Genomic DNA, 24,166 nt, shown 5'->3' with positions numbered 1-24,166 from the left:
CACCATGCCAAAGAAAGTTGGCGGCAAGATTTTCTACACCGCCGAGGAAGCCGCAGAAGAGGGTTGGATGCCGTCGGCGGAGGAGATCGCCCGCAATCAAGCGATCCTCGACCAATTCCAAAAGGACCGCGCCGCCGCCGGACCCGCCCCTGAGGGAACCGCCCCCGGGTTCGGCGGCCGGTTCTCCAACGACTTGGAGGGCACCGAATTCGAAGGCTGGACCTTGGATACGAAAACGGGCCAGTGGTTCGACAAAGACGGACAACCCGTCGATCAGCAGGGGCCGAGCTAGCGCCACGAGTAGACCTCGAAGGGAAGGCGAAGACGTGTAGCTCGACCCGGCCGCAGTAGCGGCCTACGGTCGCGCCGAGTTGCGCTGCCGCGACACCGAAGCTTTCGACGAGACGACTCTGCTCGAGGTCGCGTTGGCCACGGTGGTGACAACCGCGCCTGCGCCGCCGACGAGTTCGTGCGCGCCCACACGAGTTCTCGCGAGGGACTCTTAGAGGTCCGCCGATGGCCAGGCGGAGAAGGCCAGCTTGTTGCCGTCCCCGTTCGAGGACGGCGCATAGCCGGAGCGGGTTGGTCAGGTGCGGTGTAGGGCGGCGAGCAAGGTGGTCAGGATGGGGGAGCGGCGGGCGTCGCTGCGCAGGACCGCGGAGACGGGGATGCGCAGCTTGTGTTCGGCGAGCTTCAACACCACCAGACCCTCGGTTGGGCTCTCCGCGTAGAGCACCGTCCACGCATCGGGCCGGTTGATCAGCTCCATGGTCGCGGTGTGGTCGGGCGGGATGGGAGGACCGTAGGTGGGGCCGGTGGGTAGTTCGGCGAACGCGGACCGAATGACGGTGTGCAGCAGCACTTGTTCCTGTTCCGGTGGCAGCAGCAGCGGATAGCGGCTGAGATCGGCGAGGGTTACCGTCTCCCGGGTGGCGAGCGGATGCGCGCTGGAGGTCGCTATCACCAGATCCTCGACCCACAGCTGCTCGACCTCCAGCCCGGGCTGATCGACGCTGCCGCGGATGAGCGCGAGATCGCAGTCGCCGTCGGCGACGGCGGTGATCCGTTGCCGGAACGGCTTGATCACGAACTCGATCTCCGCTTCGGGATGCGTTGCGCGGGCGCCCGCGATCGCCGACAGCGATCTGGTCGCGAAGGACATGTTCGCGGCGAGCCGGATCCGCGGGCCGACGGTCCGCACGGCCGCCCGGATCGCCGACTCGAGGCTCAGCATCTGTTTCGCAAGGGGAAGTAGCCGTGCGGTGGCGTCGGTGGGCACCACTGATCTTGTAGAGCGCTCGAACAGTTGCACGCCGAGATCGCGCTCGAGCCGGGAGATCTGATGACTGATCGCCGACTGTGAGATAAAGCACCGTGCGGCCGCGCCGCTGAAACTGAGCTCCTCGCACACGGCGACGAAGTAGGTGAGCTGCCGAAGTTCCACAGCAACCTCCGATTAATGACGGATCGAGATAAGAGTCATCTGCATTATGCGCCCTAACACCTGAAATATCTCGGTTCCGGATGACGGTTGGTAATGAGAGAAGGAGGCTGTCATGCAGTACGTGGATGCGGGAATCGAAACCGCGGGTGTCGTCATCGTCGGATCGGGGTTCGGCGGGCTCTCCGCCGCCAAGCAACTTGCCAAGTCGGGTATCGATTACGTGCTGATCTCCAGCACGCCGGAGCACCTGTTCCAACCGTTGTTGTACCAGGTAGCGACCGGTGTGCTGGCATCGGAGGAGATCGCGCCGCCGATCGCCTCCATTCTGCGCCGTCACCGCGAGGCCGACGTGCGCCTCGGCAAAGTGGTCGCCATCGATCCGGATCAGGCGATCGTCACCTATGAGCACGACGGCGAGCGCCGCCGGATCCGTTACGGCTCGCTGATCGCCGCCACCGGCGCCAGCCAGTCCTACTTCGGCCGCGACGACTTCGCCGAGAAGACCTTCTCGCTCAAGACCATCGACGATGCGAAGCTGCTGCGCGCACAGATCCAGCGGGTCTTCGCCGAGGCCGCGGGCGCGGACGAGGAGACCAAGCGCAGGCTGCTGAGCTTCGTGGTCGTCGGGGCGGGCGCGACCGGCGTCGAGGTGGCCGGACAGCTGAAGGAACTGGCGAAAAGGTATTACCACCAAGAAGTTTCGGTCACCTTGGTGGAGGGCGCGGGCGAGGTGCTGCCGCCGTTCGGCGGCGGGCTGTCGGAGTACGCGAAGAAGTCGTTGATCCGCAGCGGTGTCGACGTGCTGCTCGGCACCTTCGTCACCGATATCGAGCAGGGCAAGGTCACCGTCAAGGACAAGAGCGGTATCGAACGCGGCATCGCGGCGGAGACGGTCGTCTGGTCGGCGGGCGTGCAGGCGGGCGGCTTCGCCAAGATCCTGGCCGAGGCCACCGGCGTGGAAACCGATCGGGCCGGACGGCTGCTGATCAACCCGGACCTCACCGTCGGTGGCTACGCCGACATCTACGCGATCGGCGACATGACCTCGCTGAACGGCTACCCCGGCCAGTCGCCGGTGGCCATGCAGGAGGGCAGGCACGCCGCCGACATCATCCGCCGGAAGAAGCAGCCGGGCACCGCGTTCAAGTACTGGGACAAGGGCAGCATGGCGGTGATCAGCCGGTTCAGCGCGGTCACCAAGCTGAACGACAAGATCACCTTCCGCGGTCTGATCGCCTGGGTCATGTGGCTCGCGGTGCACCTGTTCTACCTGGTCGGCTTCCGCAACCGCTTCGCCGCGGTCGCCTCGTGGCTGGTCGCGTTCATCGGCACCGGACGTCCCGGTTTCGCCGAGGTGGACAAGGCTGCCGAACCGCCACAAGTATCGGAACGCACGGCCGCTTGACCTCCCTCCGACACTGAAAGCCGCATCGCGAAGTCATCGCGATGCGGCTTTTTTGTTGCCTGCGTAGCCCTGAAATGCGTTGGCGGCGAGGCGTTGGACAGGCAAAGGACGCCGTGACGACGCGAGGGCGCGAACAGGGCGCGACGGTCTGATGAACGCTCGGTGTGCGCCGACCTCGTTCACCGACTCGGCATCGACGAGACACTTCGAGGTTGCTCCGACGCAGTCTCGGGCTGGCTTCATCAGCGATATGACTATTACGTCCGTGTTGACAGCCCCGGCGCGCTCGACGGACTCCGGGGTGGAACGGTCACGGTACTCGCTGGTCGTCTCGTCCGACGCCGAACACCGCGCGGCGGCGCAGCGACTGCGCTACGGCGTGTTCGCGAGCGAGCCCGGATTCCACATCCCCGACAACGGTACCGGCCTCGACGCCGACCGATTCGACGACTACTGCGACCACCTGCTGGTCCGCGACGACCTGACCGAGGAGTTCGTCGGCTGCTACCGCATGCTGCCGCCGGACAAGGTCCCCGCGGCGGGCGGCTACTACACGGCCACGGAATTCGATCTGGCCCAACTGGATCCGGAAGGCCGACGGATCGTGGAGATGGGCCGGGCCTGCGTTGTGCCCGACCACCGCAACGGCTCGGTGCTCACCCTGATGTGGGCGGGCATCCTGCACTACATCCAGCTCACCGGTTACGACTGGGTGATGGGCTGCGTTTCGGTTCCGATGCAGGACACCCCCGCCGACGAGCCCGGCGTGAATGTGCGCGGCGTGCGCGACCTGCTGCTCGGCCGGCACGCGTCGGACCCGGAACAGCGGGTGCACCCGCTGCGGCCGGTCGTCGTCGACGGCAAGGCCCTCGACGAGATGACACCACCGTCGCGGCCCAAGCTGCCGCCGCTGCTGCGCGGCTACCTGCGCCTGGGCGCGGAGATCTGCGGCGAGCCCGCACACGATCCGGACTTCGGCGTCGCCGACTTCGTCGCGATGCTCGGCCTCGACACCATCAACACCCGCTACCTGAACCGATTACAAGACGCCGCCGCGACCTTCGACGGGGGACGGTGAGGAACGTGGTCTTCGACGCACCGCCCGCACCGGCCACCGCACACGCGTGGATGCCGTCGAGCCCGTGCGGGCCCGGCTGTATCGAATCCATCGATGAGGTCGGCACCGGCCGGGTGATCGGCCGACTGCTCGGTGTCGCCGGGCTGCTGATCAGCTTCCCGATGGTGAATCTGGTTACCCCGCAGAGCAAACGAGAAGTCGTGCAGCGCGGCTACGCGCGAATGTTGTTGAGTTGTCTCGGGATGGAATTGCGGGTCGTCGATCGCAGGATCGACCCGAACGGGCGCGGCGTTGTCGGTGAGGGCAACACCGCGCCCGCCGTTTATGGTGAGCCGGGTACCGGCGTCATGGTCGTCGTCGGGCACATCGGCTGGACCGATATCGTCGCGCTCGCCGCGGTGCAGCCGCTCGGCTTCGTCGCCAGGGCGGACATGGTCGACTGGCCGGTGCTGGGCAAACTGGCGACGCTGATGCGGGTGATCCCGATCGAGCGGGAGAAGCTGCGCGCCCTGCCCGGCGTGGTGGCCCAGATCGGCGCCAGGCTCACCGCAGGCGAGCGGATCGCGGTGTTCCCCGAGGGCACTACCTGGTGTGGTCGCGCGTACGGCACGATGCGGCCCGCGCTCTTCCAAGCGGCAGTCGATACCGATACGCCCGTCCAGCCGGTGCGGTTGCGCTATCTGGATCGGCACGGCGTCCAGTGCACGGTGCCGGGATTCGTCGGTGAAGACACCTTCGCCTCGTCGGCCCGTCGGGTGCTGCGTTCGCGCGGCATGGTCGCCGAGGTGGTGCTCGAGGCGGTGCAGCAACCGGGAACGGATCGACGAGATCTAGCGCGCCGCTGCGAGGCCGCGGTCCGCGGCACCGAGCTCTCGCGCCACGGTCTGCGCGACGCCACAGTGTGGATCGAGGCGGGCAACACCCGGGTACAGGACCCGTCCGTCGCCGCCGACGCACCAGAAGTCCGCAGGCCACAACGCCGCCTTCGACCGATGCTGCGCGGCCGAGGTCGCCGGGTAGACGCGGTCGACGGCTGAGCCGAGGACCGTCCAACCGGTTGCCCGGCAGGCGCGCGCCCGCGGCAATCGGAGCTCGGGGAGGATGGCCGAACCGAGGCCGCTCGGACGGCTGGCGTCGGCCGCGACGGAGCCGCCTTGCTCGTCGCTGTCAGCAGGTGACGTCCGACGCCGGGAGTGTCCCGTCCCGGAGGTATTCGTTGGTGGCATCCCGCACGCAGCGGAGACGGGCGTCGTCGACGCGTCCGTTGTCGAACAGGTCGGTGATGACGGCGTTCAGGAGTACGTGCGCACGCATGCCCGGCACGGTGAGCAGGCGTGCGCCGGTCATCGCGCGGCGTAGCGCCTCGGCCCCCGCCAGTGGTGTGCGAGGGTCACCGGTGGCCTGCACGATCAGCGCTGGCAGCGCGTTGCGCACCACGGTGGGCGGCTCGGCAGGCGCGGGCCAGAACGCGCAGGGCGTGATGTTGTTCGAGAGTGCACCGAAGATCGGCTGGGTGGCGCGGGCGCGTTCGATATTGGTCCAGTACCACTGCGGATCGCGAGGTACCCCGGCGTCGCCGCATTCGATCGCCGCCTCGGCGGAGCTGTTCACCTCGGTGTCGGCAGTGTCGAAGTACGCGGTCAGCCAATCGCCGGGACCGAGGGTGACCGGGCGGCCGTCGGCGGCGTCGAGCAATTGCCGGACCAGCACCGCATAGCTGTCGTTGACGTAGTAGCTGTGCAGTGGGAAGTACAGCAGCAGGGGGAGCAGGCTGCCGTCGACGGTGTGACCGCTCACGTCGATCGGTCGTTCCGTCACCCGGCGAACAAGTCCCTCGATGCGCGAGCGCACTTCGGCGGCGGTCGTGCCGAGGTGGTAGCGCGCATCCTGCCCGGCAGCCCAGGCGGCCCAATCATCCAGCGCCGCTTCACTGCTCGCGCCCTTGGTGAGCGATTCACCAGAGCCGTAACTGCCGGGATCGATGGCACTGTCCAGCACCAGTCGGTCGATGCGGTCCGGAAACATCTGCGCGAACACCGCACCGAGGTATGTCCCGTAAGACATTCCGTAGTAATTGATGGCGGGCTCGCCGAGGGCCGCCCGGATGACGTTCATATCGCGCGCGGTATTGCGGGTGGTGTACGCGGACATCGTGTCGCCGAGCGCCGCCGCGCACCTGGCCGCAAGGTCCGCCTGTAGTGCGACCTCCCTGGCGAACCCCGCCACCCCGGGTCCCGGCGCGCGCAGGTAGCGATCGACCGGCCAGCCGCAATCGACCGGTGTCGAGCGGCCGACGCCGCGCGGGTCCATGCCGATCAGGTCGTACTGGGCGAGGACGTCGGGAGCCAGTACAGCGCTGACCGTCAGCCCCTGGACCAGGCCGGTACCGCCGGGTCCGCCGGGATTTCCGAGCAGGACGCCACGTCGCCGGACCGGATCGGTGGCCGTCATCCGCGAGATCGCCACCGTGATCGTTCGGCCCTCGGGTCGGGAATAGTCCAGTGGCACGGTGATATCGGCGCATTGCACCGCACTGGCGTCGAGCACTTCGACGCCGCATGCCCGCCACTCGACCGCCTGGCGTTCGAAACGCTCCAGCGGGTCGGGTGCGGCGGCAGCGATTCCGGTAACCGAGGTGGCACCCATCAGTACCCCGGCAATACCGATTACGGCGTGACGAAACAGTTTGTTGCGCAACATATTCCCCTCATGGCCACTGTATCGCAGCAGCACCGGAAGGCCGATCGACACCAGGGCTGCGGATCGAAGCCGCCTCTCGCACCGGACATGCGCGGGCCCGGCCCGGATCATCCTGGGCCGGGCCGGGATTCGTGCCGATCAGCCGACCATGGCGGCGAACATGCCGGGCTGGTAGGAACCCGCCGGGTTGCGCACGATCACGTTCATCCGGTTGGCGGCGTTGATCAAGGCGACCAGGCAGACCAGCGCGACGGTCTGGTCGTCGTCGTAATGCTTGCGCACTTCGGCCCAGGTCTCGTCGGACACGCCATGGTGGCCGTCGGCGAGCCGGGTGCCCTCCTCGGCGAGCGCCAGCGCGGCCCGCTCGGCCTCGGTGAACACGGTGGCCTCCCGCCAGGCGGCGACCAAGTGCAGCCGCACCGAGGTTTCGCCCGCGGCGGCGGCATCCTTGGTGTGCATATCGGTGCAGAAGCCGCAGCCGTTGATCTGGCTGGCGCGCAGGCTCACCAACTCCTGCGTCGCCTTCGGCAGCGACGATTGGTCGATCACCATGGCGGCGTTGGCGAATCGCTTGCCGAACTTGGCGGCGATCTCGTTGTCGAACATGTTCAGTCGGGCGTTCATGACTTCGTCCTCACTGGCGGTGTTGCGTACTGACGAACAAGAGATGCCGACGACCCGATTCTTGTGACAGCACCCCGACGTGACGTGCGCCACCGATCGTGGGTGTCACAAAACGGTGGGAACCGGCGTCTTGTGGTGACACAGTCGACAGCGAACAGACAGGAGCCACCGATGAGCGAGCGCATGGACTCGGCCACCGCGGCGTTCGTCGCCCACCGAAACCTGCTCTTCACCGTCGCCTACGAGATGCTCGGCTCGGCCGCCGACGCGGAGGACGTGCTCCAGGAGACCTGGCTGCGGTGGGTGGACGTCGATCTCGACGAGGTGCGGGACCAGCGGGCATACCTGGTCCGGATCACCACCCGTCAGGCGTTGAGCCGACTGCGCACGCTCGGGCGCCGCAAGGAGTCCTACGTCGGTCCCTGGTTGCCCGAGCCGCTGCTGACCGCGCCCGATGTGGCCGAGGATGTCGAGTTGGCCGACAGCGTTTCGATGGCGATGCTGCTGGTGCTGGAGACCCTCGCACCGACCGAACGCGCGGTGTTCGTGCTGCGCGAAGTGTTCGACCTGGACTATGACGAGATCGCGGACGCGGTCGACAAGAGTCCGGCAGCGGTCCGGCAGATCGCGCACCGGGCACGGGTGCACGTCGCTGCCCGTCGCCCGCGTGGCGACGTTTCTCCGGCCGAGTCCCGAGACGCGATCGCGGCGTTCCAACGGGCAATCGAAACGGGCGACCTCCAGAGCTTGTTCGACATGCTCGCACCCGACGTGGTCCTCCTCGGCGACGGTGGCGGGGTCGTGCAGGCCGTGCCGCGGCCGATCGTGGGGGCCGACCGGGTGGCGCGCCTGCTGGGCGCGGGCCTGCCGAAGTTCGGCGGCCAGGCCTCGGTCGAGCCGGTGCAGATCAACGGCTGGCCGGCGCTGATCGTGCGGCTGAACGGGAAGATCGACGACGTCGTGGCGGTGCGGATCGACGACGGATTGATCACCGGGCTCTACGTCGTGCGTAATCCCGAAAAGCTGTCCCGTGTCGAGCGGGAGACCGTTGTGAGCCGCTGAGCCACCTGAGGAAGCGTTCGCCGGTCAATTCCCTGACGCCCGTATGGAACACACTGTGATTCCACCGGTTTCACCGCAGGAGCCACGCGTGATCCGGTGGGTTCGGCGCACCCCGGCGACGGGGCCGCGGGAATACCGGATGGCGGTCACTGGGTTGCAAATCGTGGGTGAAATCGTAGGAAATTCGTACAGGGCGCGGAGATACCCCCAAGAAGCGCAGGTCAACGGTGGGATAGGCTTTATCGGTCATGAAGGCGGCTATTGCGGGTTCGGTCCACGGTGCGACGGCCCATACGGTCTACCTCGATCATGCGGCCACCACACCGATGTTGCCCGCCGCCATCGAGGCGATGACCGCTGCGCTCGTGCTGGCCGGAAACGCGTCGTCGCTGCACGGGTCCGGTCGGGCCGCCCGGCGGACGCTGGAAGAGGCGCGCGAGTCGATCGCCGCCGATCTGGGCGCCCGGCCCTCGGAGGTCATCTTCACCTCCGGCGGGACCGAGAGCGACAATCTGGCGGTCAAGGGCATCTACTGGGCGCGCCGCGATGCCGAGCCGCGCCGGACCAGAATCATCGCCAGCTCGATCGAGCATCACGCGGTGATCGACGCGGTCGAGTGGCTGGAACGGCACGAGGGCGCGCGGGCGACCTGGCTGCCGGTGGACGCCGAGGGCGTCGTCTCCCCGCGCACGCTGCGGGCCGCGCTGTCCGCGAGCCCCGACGACGTCGCCCTGGTGACCATCATGTGGGCCAACAACGAGGTCGGCACCATCCAGCCGATCGGTGAATTGGCCGCCGTGGCACAGGAATTCGGCGTACCCATGCACAGCGACGCGGTGCAGGCGGCGGCCCAGCTGCCGATCGACTTCGCCGCCACCGGTTTGTCGGCCGCGAGTTTCGCCGGGCACAAGGTCGGTGGGCCACACGGCGTCGGCCTGCTGCTGCTCGGTAGGCAGGTGCCGTGTGTGCCGCTGCTGCACGGCGGCGGACACGAGCGCGACCTGCGTTCCGGCACCTCGGACACCGCGGCGGCGGTCGGCCTGGCCACCGCGCTGCATCAGACGGCGACCGAATTGGCTAACCGCACAGTGGAATTGACCGCGCTGCGGGACGCGCTGATCGACGGCATCCAGGCCATCGTGCCGGAGGCGGTGTTGAACGGCGCGCCCGGCGAGCGGCGACTGCCCGGCAACGTGCACTTCACCTTCCCCGGCTGCGAAGGAGATTCGCTGCTGATGCTGCTGGACGCGGCGGGCATCGAGTGCTCGACCGGGTCGGCCTGTACCGCCGGGGTGGCGTCGCCGAGTCACGTGCTCATCGCGATGGGTGTCGAACCGTGGCAGGCGCGCGGGTCATTGCGATTTTCGTTGGGACACACCTCCACTCGCGCCGATGTGGACGCGTTGCTGGATGTGCTGCCCCAGGTGGTGGAACGGGCCAGGGCCGCGGGTCTGGCCGGTGCGAAGGGAGGTGTTTGATGCGGGTACTTGCCGCGATGAGCGGTGGTGTTGATTCGGCGGTAGCGGCGGCACGTGCTGTCGACGCTGGTCACGAGGTGGTCGGCGTGCACCTCGCGCTGTCCGCGTCGCCGGGCACACTGCGCACCGGATCGCGTGGCTGCTGCTCGAAGGAGGACGCAGGCGACGCCAGGCGCGCCGCCGACGTGCTCGGAATCCCGTTCTACGTCTGGGATTTCGCCGATCGCTTCAAGGGAGACGTGATCGACGATTTCGTCGCCGCCTACGCGGCGGGCGAGACGCCGAACCCGTGCCTGCGCTGCAACGAGAAGATCAAGTTCTCCGCGCTGGCCGACCGCGCGCTCGCGCTCGGCTTCGACGCCGTGGTCACCGGTCACTACGCACGGCTCGACGACGGTGTGCTGCGCCGTGCCGTCGACGCCGACAAGGACCAGTCCTACGTGCTCGCGGTGCTGAACGCGCAGCAGCTGTCGCGCGCTATGTTCCCGGTCGGCGACACCCCGAAGCCGCGGATCCGCGAGGAGGCCGCCGAGCGTGGGCTGGCCGTCGCGAACAAGCCGGACAGCCACGACATCTGCTTCATCCCGTCCGGCGACACCCGCGCCTTCCTCGGCGCGAAGATCGGCATCCGGCCCGGCGCCGTGGTCGACGCCGACGGCCGGGTGCTGGCGGAACACGAAGGCGTGCACGGGTTCACGATCGGCCAGCGCAAGGGCCTCGGGCTGCCCGGTCCGGCCGCCGACGGCAAGCCGCGCTACGTGACCGGTATCGATCCCGACTCCGGCACCGTCCGCGTCGGCTCGGCCGAGGACCTACAGGTGTGGACCATCGAGGCGGAGCGCGCGATCTGGACCTCCGGCGCCACGCCGGACGGGCCGATCGAGTGTGTGGCGCAGGTGCGTGCGCACGGCGGCACCGCCGCGGCGATTGCCGAGGCGGTCGGCGACGGGCTGTCGGTTCGGCTGCGCGAGCCGCTGACCGGTGTCGCGCGCGGCCAGGCGGTCGTGCTGTATCGCCAGGATCCGTTGGGGGACCGGGTGATCGGCAGCGGAACCATCTCCGACACCGGTGGCGTGGACAGCGCGAGGGTGGGCAGTGACGCGGGTTCCGCGACGCGGTAACTCCGGCTGCGGCCCGCTCCGCCGAATCGTGATACCGGCTGATTTCGGCGGATCGAGGAATCCGCCTGGCGCGCACAATGATCAAGCCGCATCGATAGCCGTGCGCGCACGATGATCGACCAACAGAATCGGACGACGGTGTATCAGGACGACAAAGACGTAGTGCGCGACAACATCACCGACGGCGGCAAGGTCGGCGCAGCGCCCGCATTGCGCGGCGGGACGGTCACCGGCGTCGGCTCCTGGCCGGGAACCGACCCGCGGGAAGCCGCGACCACGATCCTCGGTGAACTGCCCGAGCTGCCGCACCTGGTGGAGTTGCCCGGGCGCGGTCCGGGTGCGGATCTGATCGGCCGCATGTCGGCGCTGCTGGTCGACATGCGATTCGACACCACCACCCGGGGATATCGATTGGCGCCGCGTCCGGGTGCGCTGTCCCGACGTGCCCGCGATCTGCTCCGCGCCGACCTCGATGCACTCGAAGAGGCATGGGAGACAGCGGGTTCCGCCGGATCGGGCCGTCCGATCAAGCTGCAGGTGGCCGGTCCGCTGACGCTCGCGGCACAGGTCGAACTGCCCAGCGGGCACCTGGCGCTCACTGATCCCGGTGCGCTGCGCGACCTTTCGGAATCCCTCGCCGAAGGCTTGGTGAATCACGTTGCCGAGGTTCGCAAACGGCTCGGCGCGCAAGTGCTGCTGCAACTGGACGAACCGTCGCTGACCACGGTGCTCGACGGCTCGCTGAGCGGTGTCAGCATGCTGGACACCGTCCGCGCCCTGCCCGAACCCGAAGCGCTCGCCGTCCTGAACACGGTCATCGCGACCCAATCCGCGCCGGTGCTGATCCACAGCTGCGCCGAACCGCCCGCCCTCGCCTTCCTGCGCGGCAGCGCCGCCGCCGCGATCGGCTTCGACATCACCACGATCGGTACCCGCGATCTCGACACGATCGGCGAAATCCTCGACTCCGGCAAACACCTGGTACTCGGTCTGGTCCCGACCACCGCTCCACCCACCCCGCCCACTTGGCGTGACATCGCCGAACCGGGCGTCCGCCTGGTCGACCGCCTCGGCTTCCCCCGCACCACCCTGGCCAACCGAGTCCTGGTCAGCCCCGCCTGCGGCCTGGGCAACGCCGCGCTCACCTGGGCCCGCAAGTCCCTGAGCCTGGCCACCGAAGTCGCCCGCGCGTACGCCGAGGACCCCGAATCGCTCACCTTCGAGGAGACGTCCGGTATCGCTTGACCGCCTTCTCGCCGCTCGCCTGGTAGGCGTCGCCCTGACCTCTCATCCAGTGCGGCGACGTGCGGTAACAGTGCCGTGAGATGTCGGTGGGCTCCGCTAATGTGCGTTGGGTGAGTGACAGCGGTGCGGTGGAGAACGACGCGAGCGCGGCGGCGCCGGCGACAGCCGAGCAGCGGGTGGAGTGGCAGCGGCTGGCGGACGAGGTGCGCGAGCATCAGTTCCGCTACTACGTGCGCGACGCGCCGATCATTTCCGATGGCGAGTTCGACGCGCTGCTGCGGCGGCTGCAGGCGATGGAGGAGGAGCATCCCGATCTGCTCACCCCCGACTCGCCGACCCAGCTGGTCGGCGGCGGGTTCGCGACCGACTTCACCGCGGTCGACCACCTCGAGCGGATGCTGTCGCTGGACAACGTGTTCGACTTCGACGAGCTGCGCACCTGGGCCAGCCGAGTGGAGGCCGAGGCCGGCCCCAACCTGCATTATCTGTGCGAGGTGAAGATCGACGGTGTCGCGCTGAACCTGGTCTACGAGAACGGGCGGCTGGTGCGCGGCGCCACCCGCGGCGACGGGCGCACCGGCGAGGACGTCACCCTCAATGCCCGCACCATCGACGACATCCCCGGTGAGCTCACGCCCTCCGACGAATTTCCGATCCCCGCGCTGCTCGAGGTGCGCGGCGAGGCGTACATGCGGCTGGAAGACTTCGAGACGCTCAACGCGGCGATCGTGGCCGAAGGCAAACCGCCGTACGCCAACCCGCGCAACACCGCCGCGGGCTCGCTACGGCAGAAGGACCCCTCGATCACCGCCCGGCGCAGGTTGCGGATGATCTGCCACGGATTCGGCCGCATGGCGGGCTACACACCGTCCTCGCAGCACGAGGCCTACCGCGCGCTCGCCGCCTGGGGCCTGCCGGTCTCCGAACACACCAAACTCGTGCAGGGCATCGACGCCGTCATCGAACGCGTCGAATACTGGGGCGAGCACCGCCACGATATCGAGCACGAGATCGACGGCCAGGTGATCAAGGTCGACGAGATGGCGCTACAGCGCAGGCTCGGCTCCACCTCGCGGGCCCCGCGTTGGGCGATCGCCTACAAGTACCCGCCGGAGGAGGCGACCACCAAGCTGTTGAACATCGAGGTGAACGTCGGCCGCACCGGCCGGGTCACCCCGTTCGCGGTGATGGAACCGGTCTCCATCGCGGGCTCTACGGTGTCGATGGCCACGCTGCACAATGCCTCGGAGGTCAAACGCAAGGGCGTGCTGATCGGCGACACGGTCACCATCCGCAAGGCGGGCGACGTGATCCCGGAGGTGCTCGGCCCGGTGGTCGACGCACGCACCGGCGACGAGCGCGAATTCGTGATGCCGACGCACTGCCCGGAATGCGGCACCGAATTGGCGCCGCAGAAGGAGGGCGACGCCGACATCCGCTGCCCCAACTCGCAGTTCTGCCCGGCCCAACTGCGCGAGCGGGTGTTCCATGTGGCCGGTCGTGGTGCCTTCGACATCGAATCGCTCGGTTACGAGGCCGCGAACGACCTGCTGAAGTCGGGCGCGATCACCGACGAGGGCGATCTGTTCGACCTCGACGAGGCGACCCTGCTCACCACCACGCTGTTCGCCAACAAGGACGGCGGACTGTCCGCCAATGGCAAACGGTTGCTGGACAACTTGCGCGCGGCGAAGAATCGACCGCTGTGGCGGGTGCTGGTCGGCCTGTCCATCCGGCACGTCGGCCCCACCGCCGCCCGAGTGCTCGCCCGCGAATTCGGCAGCATCGACCGGATCCAGGATGCCTCGGCCGAGGAACTGGCCGCCGCCGACGGTGTCGGCCCCACCATCGCCGCGGCGGTCGCGGAATGGTTCACCGTCGACTGGCACCGCGCGATCGTCGACAAGTGGCGTGCCGCGGGCGTGCGGATGGCCGACGAACGGGACGAATCCATCCAGCGCACCCTGGAAGGCCTGTCGATCGTGGTGACCGGCTCGCTCGAAGGGTTCTCCCGCGACGGCGCCAAAGAGGCGATCCTGGAGCGCGGCGGAAAGGCCGCGGGTTCGGTTTCGAAAAAGACCGCGTTCGTGGTGGTCGGTGATTCGCCGGGGACGAAGGCCGCCAAGGCCGAGGAACTCGGTGTGCCGATCCTCGACGAAGCCGGGTTCCGATTGTTGCTGGAGGCCGGGCCGGAAGCCGTGTCACCGGCAGCCGCGAGCGAGGATTCCGAAGCGGAAGAGTAAGCGCGCCAACGGAATTCTGTGCGGTTCTCGCGAACGTGCGCTGACGGCGAAGAGCCCTTGACCTGAACCTCACTTCAGGTATGAGGATTGATCGGTAGGCAACTACCAGGAGGTCCTCATGGCTCGTCGCACCGCACTGATCACCGGCGCATCCGCCGGATTCGGGCTGGCGCTGGCTCACGCGCTCGTCCAGCAGGATTGGCGGGTGATCGGAACCGCCCGGCGCGCCGAGCGGCTGGCGCGGGTAGCCGAGGAACTCGGCGCGGCCTTCATCGCCGTTCCCGGCGATGTGACCGACCCGGCCCATCGGGCGCTGCTGGCCGAAACGGCAAACAGCGCCGGAGAACTCGCGCTGATCGTGAACAACGCGAGCAGGCTCGGACCGAGTCCGCTCGTCCGGCTCGCCGACTACCCGCTCGATGAACTCGAATTGGTCTATCGGACCAATGTTTTCGGCCCGCTGGCGATTCTGCAATTCGCACTGCCGCTGCTACGGGTCGGCGGGAGCGTGGTGAACATCAGTTCCGACGCCGCGGTCGAGCGGTATCCAGAATGGGGCGGCTACGGTTCGTCGAAGGCCGCCCTCGATCAGCTCACCGCGATTCTCGGTGCCGAACATCCGGACCTGTCCATCTACGCGTTCGACCCCGGCGACATGCGGACCGAGATGCACCAGGCGGCGTTCCCCGGCGACGACATCTCCGACCGGCCCGAACCGGATACCGTCGTACCCGCGCTGCTGCGGATGCTGGACGAGAAACCCGAGAATGGGCGTTATGCCGCCGCCGATTTCGCGGTGGGGCACGCGTCATGACGGTCGTGCCTGCCCAGCGTTCCTTCGTCCTGCCACCCGATCGCAATGCCATCGCCCCGCCGGAGGCGCGCGGACTGGCGCGAGACGAAGTCCGCCTGCTCGTCGCCGGAGATCGCCTCACGCACGCGCGATTCCGCGAGCTGCCACCGCAGCTGAGCCCGGGTGACCTTGTGGTGGTGAACAATTCGGCAACGCTGGCCGCGGCCGTCGACGGCATGCTGGATGGCGCGCCGATCGCCCTGCACTTCGCGACCTGGCTGGACGACGGCGGCTGGGTGGTCGAGGTCCGCACCACCGCGCGCAACCCTTTTCCCGCAGCGGAGCTTTCGGCAGGAAAGGTCATCCAGTTGCCCGACGGGACGCGAGCGACGCTTCGCGAGCCTTGGCTGGCCGGTGCGCGTCGCCTGTGGATCGCCGACGTCACCACCGATCCGCGCCACCTGATGGACGGGTACGGCTACGCGATCACCTATTCCTATGTACCGCAGCGGTGGTCCGCGTCCTACTACTCGACGGTCTTCGGGCGTATTCCGGGCAGCGCGGAAATGCCGAGCGCGGCAAGGCCATTCACGGAGCGGCTGGTCCTGGACCTCGTTGCCGCCGGCATCGGGATCGCGCCGATCACCTTGCACACCGGAGTGTCTTCGCCGGAAACGGGTGAACCACCTAGCCCGGAGCGGTTCGCCGTCTCGGATTCGACTGCGCGCGTAGTGAACGACACGAAGGCGGCGGGCGGTCGGGTAATCGCCGTCGGCACCACGGTGACCCGAGCCCTGGAAACCGTCGCAGACTCGTCGGGCCGCGTCCATCCGGCGCGAGGCTGGACCGAGCTGGTCCTGGGCGACGGCCGCCCGGCTCGCGTGGTCGACGGCTTGATCACCGGCTGGCACGCACCCGGCGCTTCCCACCTGGACCTGCTCGTGGCCGTAGCGGGCGAGCGCACCGTCCACGAGGCTTACTCGGCGGCCTTGGAAACCGGATACCTGTGGCACGAATTCGGCGACAGCGCTTTGCTACTCGGCGCCCGGTGAGACCCATCCTCGCCAAGACCGATGAGTCGTGGCGAAAGGGCCGTGGTCAGTGCACGCTGACGGTGGCGCTGGTCTGGCCCGGGATGACGAATCGCCCGCAGGTACCGTTGCGCAGGTCCAGCCGGTCGGTGATGGTCTTCTTTCGGCGGTCCAGGTAGGTGGCCTCGGCAGTGACCTCGACCGGTCCCACCGAGCACACTTTGGAGACCGTCTGCTCGCCGTAGCTCACGGTGCCGCGGCCTTGGCACACGGGCTCGCTGCCGACCAGGAAAACGGTCGCGGAGCCGTCGTCACACAGGCCCTCGGCGACCGCCTGCGGCGCGACAGCCACTATCGATCCCAAAGCGATGGCGGCGGCGACGGAGCTTCGGACTACAAGACGACGAACCGTCATACTCATCGTTACCCATCAGTTTCTAGCGTTTCCAGCAATAACGGCACACGAATAAGTCGTGGCGCTCAGCATGCTAACCCGTAACCAGCGGCTTTGTCGCCAGGATCGACGCCGCCCCAGTGCGGGGGCAAGCGCTCGCCACCCGCGTGTACTCGTGTGATGCGTATTCGCTATGGGATATTGCCCTTTCATCATGCATAGCGCCAGCCGACGAGCACGCCCTGGTGTCGCGGCGCGGCGGCCGGGGCGAAAGGATGGCGGGATGCTGCGCAGTTTTCAGGTGACGAATCACAGATCGCTGGCCGAGGGGCAAGAATTGCGGTTGACCAAGGGAAGCGGGCCGGTGGCGGTGCCGGTGACCGCGATCCACGGTGCCGCCGCGGCGGGAAAGACGAACCTGATCGATGCGCTCGGTCAGATGCGTGACGCGGTGCTGCATTCGGTCACCGGATGGGATCCGTACGCCGGGCCTGCCCGCGCGCCGCATCTCGGATTCCCGGACCGCCCTTCCGAATTCGTGGCGAGCTTCGTCGCGGAGGGGGTGCCCTACACCTACGGCTTCCGGCTCGACAACGCTGATGTGACGGCCGAGTGGCTGTACACCCACCCGCGCTCGCGCAAGCGAATCGTGTTCGAGCGCAACGGAGCACAGATCAAGATCGGCCCGATGTTCGAGGCGGCCCGCTACGGGATCGCCGCGCTGGTGCCGCTGGTGCGGCCGAATGCGTTGCTGCTCAGCCTCGCCGGGCAGATGTACGCCGACGCACTGGTGCCCGCCTATCGCTGGTTCGAGTCGATGCTCGAGGTGCAGCTGGGTCCGGCGGACCCGGCCGCCATCGCGCACCGCCTCGGCGGGCACATCTCCCGGTCCCCGGAGAATGCCGCGCGGCTGCTTTTGCTGCTCCGCACCGCCGACCTCGGCATCACCGATCTGCTCATTGCCGAGAACGACCCGATGTACGCCGACTACCTGCGCGATCTGGACGCCGACATCGCCGGGATCGGCAAGCAGATCGAACTGTGCGCCACCTCGCCCGACCACGCCGATCGGCTGCTGCAGGACAACGGCGTCACCGTCGTGCTGCTCGAACGCGAGCTGACCAACCTGAAAGCCGCCAGGGACGCGCTGTACGCGCGGATGGTGGCCCGGCGCGGTGTCGGCCTCCGGCTGGTCCACGACGGCATCGACAACCCGTTCGACATCACCGACGAATCCACCGCGACACTGTCGCTGTTGCGCGTCCTACCGACCATGCTGGACGCCCTCGACTCCGGCCGTGTCCTCGCCGTCGACGATATCGGCGCGCACCTGCCCGCCGAGGAGACCGACCGCTTGATCCAGCTGTTCCAGAATCCGGAAACCAATTCCCATGGCGCCCAACTGATCTACACCACCAATAACCGCGCCTTGATCGACCGGAGCAATGGCCGCTCGGCGCGCACCCGCAGCGTGGTCTGGCAGGTCCGCCGTACCGAACACGGCACCAGCGAGCTCGCCACGGTGTGAGCCCGCGGGCCTGCGGCGCAATACCATGGGGGCATGCTCGAATTCGGAATGCTGCTGATCATGACCCTGGCCGTGGTCGGGATGGTCATGATCTATCTGCGTGGCCGCGGCAAGGTCGCGCCCGCACAGGCCGAAACCGGCACGCTCTACGTCACGGGCGTGAGCCCGCGGCCGGACGCCACGGGCGAGCAATATGTGACCATCACCGGCAATCTGACCGGGCCCACGGAGCCGGGCACCGTCGTCTACGGCCGGTTCGCTTGGGACGTCGACGCCTGGCCGTCGATCGGTGATCTGATCACCGTCGTGTACCCGTCGGGCAAGCCGGAACGCTGGCAGATCGCTCATCCCGGCGCTCGCCCGAGTCTCGGCTCCTGACCGTCCGCGCCGCCGAGGCATGTGTGACGTAGACCGTTCTACGGCGAATGGCACGATGCCGGGTATGGATTCGAAGGACACGGGATTGGTCATCCGGACGGCTCGGCCGGACGAATACGAGGCCATCGGTGCGCTGACCGTGGATGTCTACGTCGGCGAAGGCTTTGTCCAAGAGGGCAGTCCGTACGTGGCCGATCTGGCCGACACCGCCCATCGCGGCGCCTCGGCGCAGATTCTGGTGGCGACGCACAACGACCGCATCGTCGGATCGCTCACCGTCGCCCGTCCCGGCACCCCGTACGCGGAGATCGCCCGCCCCGGCGAACTCGAGTTCCGCATGCTCGCCGTCGCCAAGTCCGCACGCGGCCTCGGCGCGGGAACCGCGTTGGTACGCAAGGTAATCGAGATGGCGAAGGACGAAGGCTTCCACGCCGTCGCCATCACCACCATGCCCGCCATGGCCGACGCCCGCCGCGTCTACAACCGCTTCGGCTTCGTCCCCGCCCCCGACCGCGACTGGTACACCGAACGAGGCGAACTCCTGACCGTCCTCCACCTGAACCTCCAGGCGTAGCGACGAACGGGACCTCACCGAGCCGCTACTCGCACTTCCACGCAGTCACGTCCCCTTCGCGCGCTCCGCTAGGCGTGAGTGTGCCACTCGGGGCGCTAGCCCAGGACGGTGGCGACGATTCCGGCCAGGTAGCCGAGGCGGGCTACTTCGGAGGGGCGGAAGTCGGGGCCGCCGGGGCGGCCGAGGAGCAGGACCTTGCCGGTGTTGCCGAGGGGCGCGGCGGCGAGTTTGGTGTCCATGTCGCGCCAGATCTCGGGGACCCAGTCGGCATCGGGGTCGAGAATGGCGGGCTTCTCCAGCGGCATCCACGGAGCCGAACCCGCTTGTGTTTCCGGCGCACTCGGGCTGCCGACCACGCGGTAGGCGCCCTGCGGGCCCATGTCGATGATCGTGCTCCAGCCGACGCGCAGCACCCGGGGCACGCCGTCGACGAGCACCTGTAATCGGTCGTCGCGGGCGCTGGCGACCTGGTCGATGAGTTCGAGTTCGCGGTGGGTGTCCAGCACGCCGGAGTAGGGGCGGATGGAGTCCACCCGCACATCGCCGATCGACTCGGCGGCGGTGATCAAGGTGTCGGGTAGCGCGCCCTGCGGCACCTCGACGACGAGGTCGTCGACGGCGAAACCGGCGCCGCGTTCGACCACGTCCAGCGAGAGAATGTCGGCGCCGACGGAGCCGAGCGCGAGCGCGAGTGCACCGAGGCTTCCCGGTCGATCCGGAAGTTGCACGCGGAGCAGATACGACACGTGCGTTCCTTTCCTAGGGCGGCCGAGGCTCTGAACGGATACCCGGGTCACGCAATACTTACACCCCAAGGCCCCGGTTATCGACTCGAAGTAGGGCCAGTGATGTACGCCACGCGGCGATTTCGTGACAATACGGCGTGTCGAGCTAGTTGGGAAACCGTGTCGCCGAAGTCTGCCCGCCGAGTCGGACATTCGGGCGCGTTGTCGGCCGCGGTGCCCGGTCGAGGGTGGGCGGTTGGTGCGACGCCGTTTCGGTGGCCGGGCACGCTTCCACCGCCGCTCTGCGGACTGCGGGCGGACTCCGTCCGGCAGCGCCCTCTAAGCTGTATAGGTTGCGCCGCCCGACGTGTGCGGCGATGTGAACTATTGAAACCGAAGCCGAAAGGGGTTCCGCGGTGCCCGCCATCTCCCGTGACGAGGTAGCACACCTCGCCCGGCTGTCCCGGCTCGCGCTGTCCGAAGCCGAACTGGATCAGTTCGCCGGTCAGCTGGATTCGATCCTGAGCCACGTGCGGACCATTTCCGAGGTCGCCGCCGCCGATGTCCCGGCCACCGCGTCGCCGAACCCGACGACCAATGTGACCCGTCCCGACGAGGTCGTGCCCTGCCTGACCCCGGAGCAGGCGCTGTCCGGCGCCCCGGCCGCGGAGGAGCAGAAGTTCGTGGTTCCGCAGATTCTGGGAGAGGCCGAATGAGTGACCTGACCGCGTTGTCGGCGGCCGAACTGGCCGACAAGATCCACAGCGGAGAGGTGTCCTCGGTAGCGGTCACCAGGGCCCACCTGGATCGGATCGCCGAGGTCGACGGTGAGTACCACGCGTTCCTGCACGTGTCGGGGGAGCAGGCGCTCGAGGCGGCCGCCGCGGTGGATGCCGCGCTCGGCTCCGGCGCCGCGCCCGCGTCACCGCTGGCCGGAGTTCCGTTGGCGCTCAAGGACGTATTCACCACCACCGACATGCCGACCACCTGCGGGTCGAAGATCCTCGAAGGCTGGGTCTCGCCGTACGACGCGACGCTGACCACACGGCTGCGCGCGGCGGGCATCCCGATTCTCGGCAAGACCAACATGGACGAGTTCGCGATGGGTTCGTCCACCGAGAACTCCGCCTACGGCCCGACCCGCAACCCGTGGGACACCACCCGCATTCCGGGCGGCTCCGGCGGTGGTTCCGCCGCCGCGCTCGCCTCGAACCAGGCGCCGCTGGCCATCGGCACCGACACCGGTGGTTCCATTCGCCAGCCCGCCGCGGTGACGGCGACCGTCGGCACCAAGCCGACCTACGGCACCGTGTCGCGCTACGGCCTGGTCGCCTGCGCGTCCTCGCTGGACCAGGGCGGTCCATGCGGGCGCACGGTGCTGGACACCGCGCTGCTGCACGAGGTGATCGCCGGTTACGACCCGCGCGATTCCACCTCGCGCAACGTGCCGGTGCCGCCGGTCGTCGCCGCGGCCCGCGAAGGCGCCAAGGGTGACCTGAGCGGCGTGAAAGTCGGTGTGGTGAAGGAACTCCACTCCGACAGCTACCAGCCGGGTGTGCTCGAATCCTTCGACGCCGCCGTCGCGGTGCTGAAGGAACTCGGCGCCGAGGTGATCGAAGTGTCTTGTCCGCACTTCGAATACGGGCTGCCCGCCTACTACCTGGTGATGCCCTCGGAGGTGTCCTCGAACCTGGCGCGCTTCGACGCGATGCGCTACGGCCTGCGCGTCGGCGACGACGGGCAGCACAGTGCCGAGCAGGTCATGGCGGCCACCCGCGCGGCGGGATTCGGCCCGGAAGTCAAGCGCCGCATCATGATCGGCACCTACGCGCTGTCGGCCGGTTACTACGACGCCTACTACGGCCAAGCGCTCAAGGTCCGCACGCTCATCGCGCGCGACTTCGACAAGGCCTACGAGCAGGTCGACGTGCTCGTCTCGCCGACGAGCCCGTTCACCCCGTGGAAGCTCGGCGAGAAGGTCGATGACCCGCTGGCCATGTACCTGTCCGACCTGTGCACCCTGCCCACCAACCTGGCAGGCCACCCGGCCATGTCGGTCCCGTCCGGCCTGAGCAAGGACGACGGCCTGCCGGTCGGCTTCCAGATCATGGCTCCGGCCCTCGCCGACGACCGGCTGTACCGCGTCGGCGCGGCCTACGAGGCAGCGCGCGGCGACATCGCCTGACTGCTCTCTCGAACCCGTTGTCTCCTAGCCTGTTCGGCCCGCCGTGCACCAGGTGCACGGCGGGCCGAGTGGGCTTGCGCAGCTAGACCGGCCAGATGAATTCCGGATCGGTCAGGTAGTCCTGGCGGCGCTGGTCCAGGGCCATCGAGACCATCTGATGAGCGCCGGGACCGATGACTTTGCGGACCGGCGGGTTGGGCATGTTCACCAGGGCGATCAGCCCGGCCGCGCCGACCTCTGGGGCGGCCTCCTTCCATTCGGACTCGTAGTCGGTCGCCGGTGGCGGTGCACTCGGGTCCGGATAGTTCGGCATGCCGAGAATCATGCTGCGCAGCCCTTCGTAGGCGGGCTGTCCGGTGCCGAACTTCATGCTCGTCTTGGCCCAGTCGGTGTCGAAGCCACCCATCTGGGCGAGGGTGACGGCGATGCCGAACGGCCGCAGCTCGTCGGCGAGTGAGGCGCTGAATCCTTCCAGTGCCCACTTGCTGGCGTTGTACAGGCCGAACAGCGGGAGGCTGCCGACCGCGCCGACGGTCGAGATCTGCACGATGTGACCGGAGCCCTGTGCGCGCAGGTGAGGCACGGCCGCCTGGGAGACCCACAGGGCGCCATAGAAATTGGTGTCCATCTGGTCTCGGATCTGCGCCTCGGTGAGTTCCTCGATCGCGCCGACCAGTCCGTAGCCCGCGTTGTTCACGATGACATCGATCGTGCCCATCAGTGTGAAAGCTTTGTCCACGGCGGCGATTACGCCGTCGCGGTCCCGAACGTCCAACGGCAGCACGGTGAGTCGGTCCTGGGCGAGGTCGGCCATGGTGCGCGGGTCGCGAGCGGTCGCGACGACGCGGTCACCCTCGGCGAGCGCGGCCACGGTGAAGGCCCGGCCGAGTCCGCGGTTGGCGCCGGTGATGAACCAAGTTCTGGTCATGTCGATCCTTTCGTCGCGAGACGCTCCGTCTCGTTCGAAGAGGATGCCAAGCGAATCGGCTCATGTCAAGACGAGACGTTTCGTCTCGTCGGCTGCTACTCTGGCCACATGCCCGCCGCCCCCAGCGCCACCCGCCGCAGCGAACGCGCCCGCGCCGCGATCCTCGCGGCCGCCGCCGAGCTCACCCGCGAACTGCCCTACGCGAAACTGAGCATCGAGGCGATCGCCGCCCGTGCCGGTGTCGGCAAGCAGACCATCTACCGCTGGTGGCCGTCCAAAGGTGCGGTGGTGTTCGACGCGATGCTCGAAATCGATTCGGGCCCAGACGGTCTCGCGCTCCCGAACACCGGCGATATCGCCGCCGACCTGCGCGAACTGCTGCGCGGATCGGTCGCCGCCCTCACCGACCCCGGCTTCGAATCCTTCCTCCGCGCGATGTACATCGAGATCCAGCAGGACCCCGAAATCGGCGCCGCCTACCGGGAACGCCTCCTGCTCCCTCAGCGGGCCGCCATCGCCGACCGCCTGGTCGCGGGCGTGCAATCCGGCGAGCTTCGCCCCGACCTGGATGTCGAACTGGCGACAGATCTCCTACTGGGCCCCATCCAAAGCCGCTGGTCCCTCGGTCTGGGCGGGCTCACCGAGACCTATGCCGACGCCGCGCTCGACGCCGCTGTCGCCTACCTCAGGGCCTGAGTATTCCGCGATCGCAGGTGCCGTCGGCGCTGCAGTCGTGCGCCGGGTGGTCAGCTGGCGCGCCGGGTGGATCAGCCCCCGCGTCGGGACTCGGCTTGCTCCTTGATGCCCGCGGTCATGCTGGCGAAGCCGCGCTGGAGGCGCTTGCCGAGCAGGGCCACTACCACTGGGCCCAGCCAACCGGCCAGTTCGAAGTGGGATTCGTAGCGGGCGCGACCGTCTCCGAGGGGGGTAACCGTGTGTGAGCGCAGGCTGTGCAGGGCGCCGAGGGGGACCGGCTTCATCGCGTAGCTGAGCTCGCGGCCCGGCGTGTGCGAGCGAATCCATTCGCGTTGGCGGCGCGGGCGGGGGCCGAGGTGCACCAGCATGTCGATCGGCTCGCCGGGCACCAGTGAGCTGCGGCATTCGCTGACGAAGGGATTCCATTCGCCGTAGCGCGGGAAGTCGGTGATCACCTGCCACACGAGTTCGGCGGGCGCGTCGATCTCCACGGTGGCGTCGATGACAAAGGCCATGCCGCAATTAGAACATGTT

General features: G+C 68.1%; 24 protein-coding genes. 17 read left to right on the top strand and 7 right to left on the bottom strand.

Annotated features, from left to right (window positions below):
- Window positions 1–4: 4 nt before the first annotated feature.
- The gene (locus ACFK0J_RS29555; RefSeq protein ID WP_378732837.1) at window positions 5–292 is read left to right on the top strand and encodes a hypothetical protein; all 288 of its coding nucleotides are present in this window, start codon (window positions 5–7) and stop codon (window positions 290–292) included.
- 294 nt (window positions 293–586) lie between these two features.
- Here ACFK0J_RS29555 and ACFK0J_RS29550 read toward each other — a convergent pair whose 3' ends face one another.
- Window positions 587–1,444 (bottom strand): LysR family transcriptional regulator, encoded by an 858-nt coding sequence (locus tag ACFK0J_RS29550; protein ID WP_378732835.1) that lies wholly within the window; start codon window positions 1,442–1,444, stop codon window positions 587–589.
- 112 nt (window positions 1,445–1,556) lie between these two features.
- Here ACFK0J_RS29550 and ACFK0J_RS29545 point away from each other — a divergent pair, with 112 nt between their 5' ends.
- The 3 genes from ACFK0J_RS29545 to ACFK0J_RS29535 all read left to right on the top strand — a co-directional run bounded on the left by ACFK0J_RS29545 (window position 1,557) and on the right by ACFK0J_RS29535 (window position 4,964).
- Window positions 1,557–2,849 (top strand): NAD(P)/FAD-dependent oxidoreductase, encoded by a 1,293-nt coding sequence (locus ACFK0J_RS29545; protein WP_378732834.1) that lies wholly within the window; start codon window positions 1,557–1,559, stop codon window positions 2,847–2,849.
- Between the two features lie 250 nt (window positions 2,850–3,099).
- Window positions 3,100–3,927, top strand: coding sequence for a GNAT family N-acetyltransferase (locus ACFK0J_RS29540; protein WP_378732832.1), 828 nt, complete (start codon window positions 3,100–3,102; stop codon window positions 3,925–3,927).
- Window positions 3,924–4,964 carry a lysophospholipid acyltransferase family protein gene (locus ACFK0J_RS29535; RefSeq protein ID WP_378732830.1) on the top strand — a complete coding sequence of 347 codons (1,041 nt, stop codon included), beginning with the start codon at window positions 3,924–3,926 and terminating at the stop codon, window positions 4,962–4,964. The genes ACFK0J_RS29540 and ACFK0J_RS29535 overlap by 4 nt, the downstream gene beginning before the upstream one ends.
- A 130-nt stretch (window positions 4,965–5,094) precedes the next feature.
- Here the strand turns inward: ACFK0J_RS29535 and ACFK0J_RS29530 are convergent, their stop codons facing one another.
- Window positions 5,095–6,627, bottom strand: a complete 1,533-nt coding sequence (locus ACFK0J_RS29530; protein WP_378732828.1) for an alpha/beta hydrolase — start codon at window positions 6,625–6,627, stop codon at window positions 5,095–5,097.
- A gap of 138 nt (window positions 6,628–6,765) precedes the next feature.
- A complete protein-coding gene (locus ACFK0J_RS29525) occupies window positions 6,766–7,251 on the bottom strand; it encodes a carboxymuconolactone decarboxylase family protein (RefSeq protein WP_378732826.1) in 486 nt (161 codons plus the stop codon).
- 171 nt (window positions 7,252–7,422) lie between these two features.
- On the opposite strand from ACFK0J_RS29525, the gene ACFK0J_RS29520 reads away from it, so the two are divergent.
- The 7 genes from ACFK0J_RS29520 to ACFK0J_RS29490 all read left to right on the top strand — a co-directional run bounded on the left by ACFK0J_RS29520 (window position 7,423) and on the right by ACFK0J_RS29490 (window position 16,245).
- Window positions 7,423–8,313 (top strand): RNA polymerase sigma-70 factor, encoded by an 891-nt coding sequence (locus ACFK0J_RS29520; protein WP_378732824.1) that lies wholly within the window; start codon window positions 7,423–7,425, stop codon window positions 8,311–8,313.
- A gap of 248 nt (window positions 8,314–8,561) precedes the next feature.
- Entirely contained in the window at window positions 8,562–9,791 is a 1,230-nt protein-coding gene (locus tag ACFK0J_RS29515; RefSeq protein WP_378732823.1) for a cysteine desulfurase family protein, read from the top strand.
- Entirely contained in the window at window positions 9,791–10,912 is a 1,122-nt protein-coding gene (mnmA, locus tag ACFK0J_RS29510; RefSeq protein ID WP_378732821.1) for a tRNA 2-thiouridine(34) synthase MnmA, read from the top strand. Before ACFK0J_RS29515 ends, mnmA begins: the two co-directional genes overlap by 1 nt.
- A 111-nt stretch (window positions 10,913–11,023) precedes the next feature.
- Window positions 11,024–12,157, top strand: coding sequence for a methionine synthase (locus ACFK0J_RS29505; protein ID WP_378732819.1), 1,134 nt, complete (start codon window positions 11,024–11,026; stop codon window positions 12,155–12,157).
- Window positions 12,158–12,285: 128 nt separating this feature from the next.
- Entirely contained in the window at window positions 12,286–14,400 is a 2,115-nt protein-coding gene (gene ligA / locus ACFK0J_RS29500; RefSeq protein WP_378743131.1) for an NAD-dependent DNA ligase LigA, read from the top strand.
- 118 nt (window positions 14,401–14,518) lie between these two features.
- Window positions 14,519–15,214 carry an SDR family oxidoreductase gene (locus ACFK0J_RS29495; protein ID WP_378732817.1) on the top strand — a complete coding sequence of 232 codons (696 nt, stop codon included), beginning with the start codon at window positions 14,519–14,521 and terminating at the stop codon, window positions 15,212–15,214.
- Window positions 15,211–16,245 (top strand): S-adenosylmethionine:tRNA ribosyltransferase-isomerase, encoded by a 1,035-nt coding sequence (locus ACFK0J_RS29490; protein ID WP_378732815.1) that lies wholly within the window; start codon window positions 15,211–15,213, stop codon window positions 16,243–16,245. Before ACFK0J_RS29495 ends, ACFK0J_RS29490 begins: the two co-directional genes overlap by 4 nt.
- A gap of 46 nt (window positions 16,246–16,291) precedes the next feature.
- On the opposite strand, the gene ACFK0J_RS29485 is transcribed toward ACFK0J_RS29490, so the two are convergent.
- Window positions 16,292–16,576, bottom strand: a complete 285-nt coding sequence (locus ACFK0J_RS29485) for a hypothetical protein (RefSeq protein WP_378732813.1) — start codon at window positions 16,574–16,576, stop codon at window positions 16,292–16,294.
- Window positions 16,577–16,901: 325 nt separating this feature from the next.
- Here ACFK0J_RS29485 and ACFK0J_RS29480 point away from each other — a divergent pair, with 325 nt between their 5' ends.
- The 3 genes from ACFK0J_RS29480 to ACFK0J_RS29470 all read left to right on the top strand — a co-directional run bounded on the left by ACFK0J_RS29480 (window position 16,902) and on the right by ACFK0J_RS29470 (window position 19,098).
- The gene (locus ACFK0J_RS29480; protein WP_378732811.1) at window positions 16,902–18,146 is read left to right on the top strand and encodes an ATP/GTP-binding protein; all 1,245 of its coding nucleotides are present in this window, start codon (window positions 16,902–16,904) and stop codon (window positions 18,144–18,146) included.
- A gap of 33 nt (window positions 18,147–18,179) precedes the next feature.
- Window positions 18,180–18,524 (top strand): hypothetical protein, encoded by a 345-nt coding sequence (locus ACFK0J_RS29475; RefSeq protein ID WP_378732809.1) that lies wholly within the window; start codon window positions 18,180–18,182, stop codon window positions 18,522–18,524.
- A 64-nt stretch (window positions 18,525–18,588) separates the two neighbouring features.
- A complete protein-coding gene (locus ACFK0J_RS29470) occupies window positions 18,589–19,098 on the top strand; it encodes a GNAT family N-acetyltransferase (protein ID WP_378732807.1) in 510 nt (169 codons plus the stop codon).
- A gap of 95 nt (window positions 19,099–19,193) precedes the next feature.
- On the opposite strand, the gene ACFK0J_RS29465 is transcribed toward ACFK0J_RS29470, so the two are convergent.
- Window positions 19,194–19,844 (bottom strand): amino acid-binding protein, encoded by a 651-nt coding sequence (locus ACFK0J_RS29465; protein WP_378732805.1) that lies wholly within the window; start codon window positions 19,842–19,844, stop codon window positions 19,194–19,196.
- Between the two features lie 395 nt (window positions 19,845–20,239).
- On the opposite strand from ACFK0J_RS29465, the gene gatC reads away from it, so the two are divergent.
- Window positions 20,240–20,539 carry an Asp-tRNA(Asn)/Glu-tRNA(Gln) amidotransferase subunit GatC gene (gatC, locus tag ACFK0J_RS29460; RefSeq protein WP_218470712.1) on the top strand — a complete coding sequence of 100 codons (300 nt, stop codon included), beginning with the start codon at window positions 20,240–20,242 and terminating at the stop codon, window positions 20,537–20,539.
- Entirely contained in the window at window positions 20,536–22,008 is a 1,473-nt protein-coding gene (gene gatA, locus ACFK0J_RS29455; RefSeq protein ID WP_378732803.1) for an Asp-tRNA(Asn)/Glu-tRNA(Gln) amidotransferase subunit GatA, read from the top strand. Before gatC ends, gatA begins: the two co-directional genes overlap by 4 nt.
- 82 nt (window positions 22,009–22,090) lie before the next feature.
- On the opposite strand, the gene ACFK0J_RS29450 is transcribed toward gatA, so the two are convergent.
- Window positions 22,091–22,936, bottom strand: a complete 846-nt coding sequence (locus ACFK0J_RS29450; protein WP_378732801.1) for an SDR family NAD(P)-dependent oxidoreductase — start codon at window positions 22,934–22,936, stop codon at window positions 22,091–22,093.
- Between the two features lie 108 nt (window positions 22,937–23,044).
- On the opposite strand from ACFK0J_RS29450, the gene ACFK0J_RS29445 reads away from it, so the two are divergent.
- Window positions 23,045–23,632 carry a TetR/AcrR family transcriptional regulator gene (locus tag ACFK0J_RS29445; RefSeq protein ID WP_378732799.1) on the top strand — a complete coding sequence of 196 codons (588 nt, stop codon included), beginning with the start codon at window positions 23,045–23,047 and terminating at the stop codon, window positions 23,630–23,632.
- 71 nt (window positions 23,633–23,703) lie between these two features.
- On the opposite strand, the gene ACFK0J_RS29440 is transcribed toward ACFK0J_RS29445, so the two are convergent.
- Window positions 23,704–24,147, bottom strand: coding sequence for an SRPBCC family protein (locus ACFK0J_RS29440; protein WP_378732797.1), 444 nt, complete (start codon window positions 24,145–24,147; stop codon window positions 23,704–23,706).
- Window positions 24,148–24,166: the final 19 nt, after the last annotated feature.

It is taken from the genome of Nocardia brasiliensis (assembly GCF_042691675.1).
Classification (GTDB): Bacteria; Actinomycetota; Actinomycetes; order Mycobacteriales; family Mycobacteriaceae; genus Nocardia; species Nocardia brasiliensis_D.
Note: the sequence above shows the minus strand (reverse complement) of the source record. Positions and strands in the feature narration are given on the sequence as shown.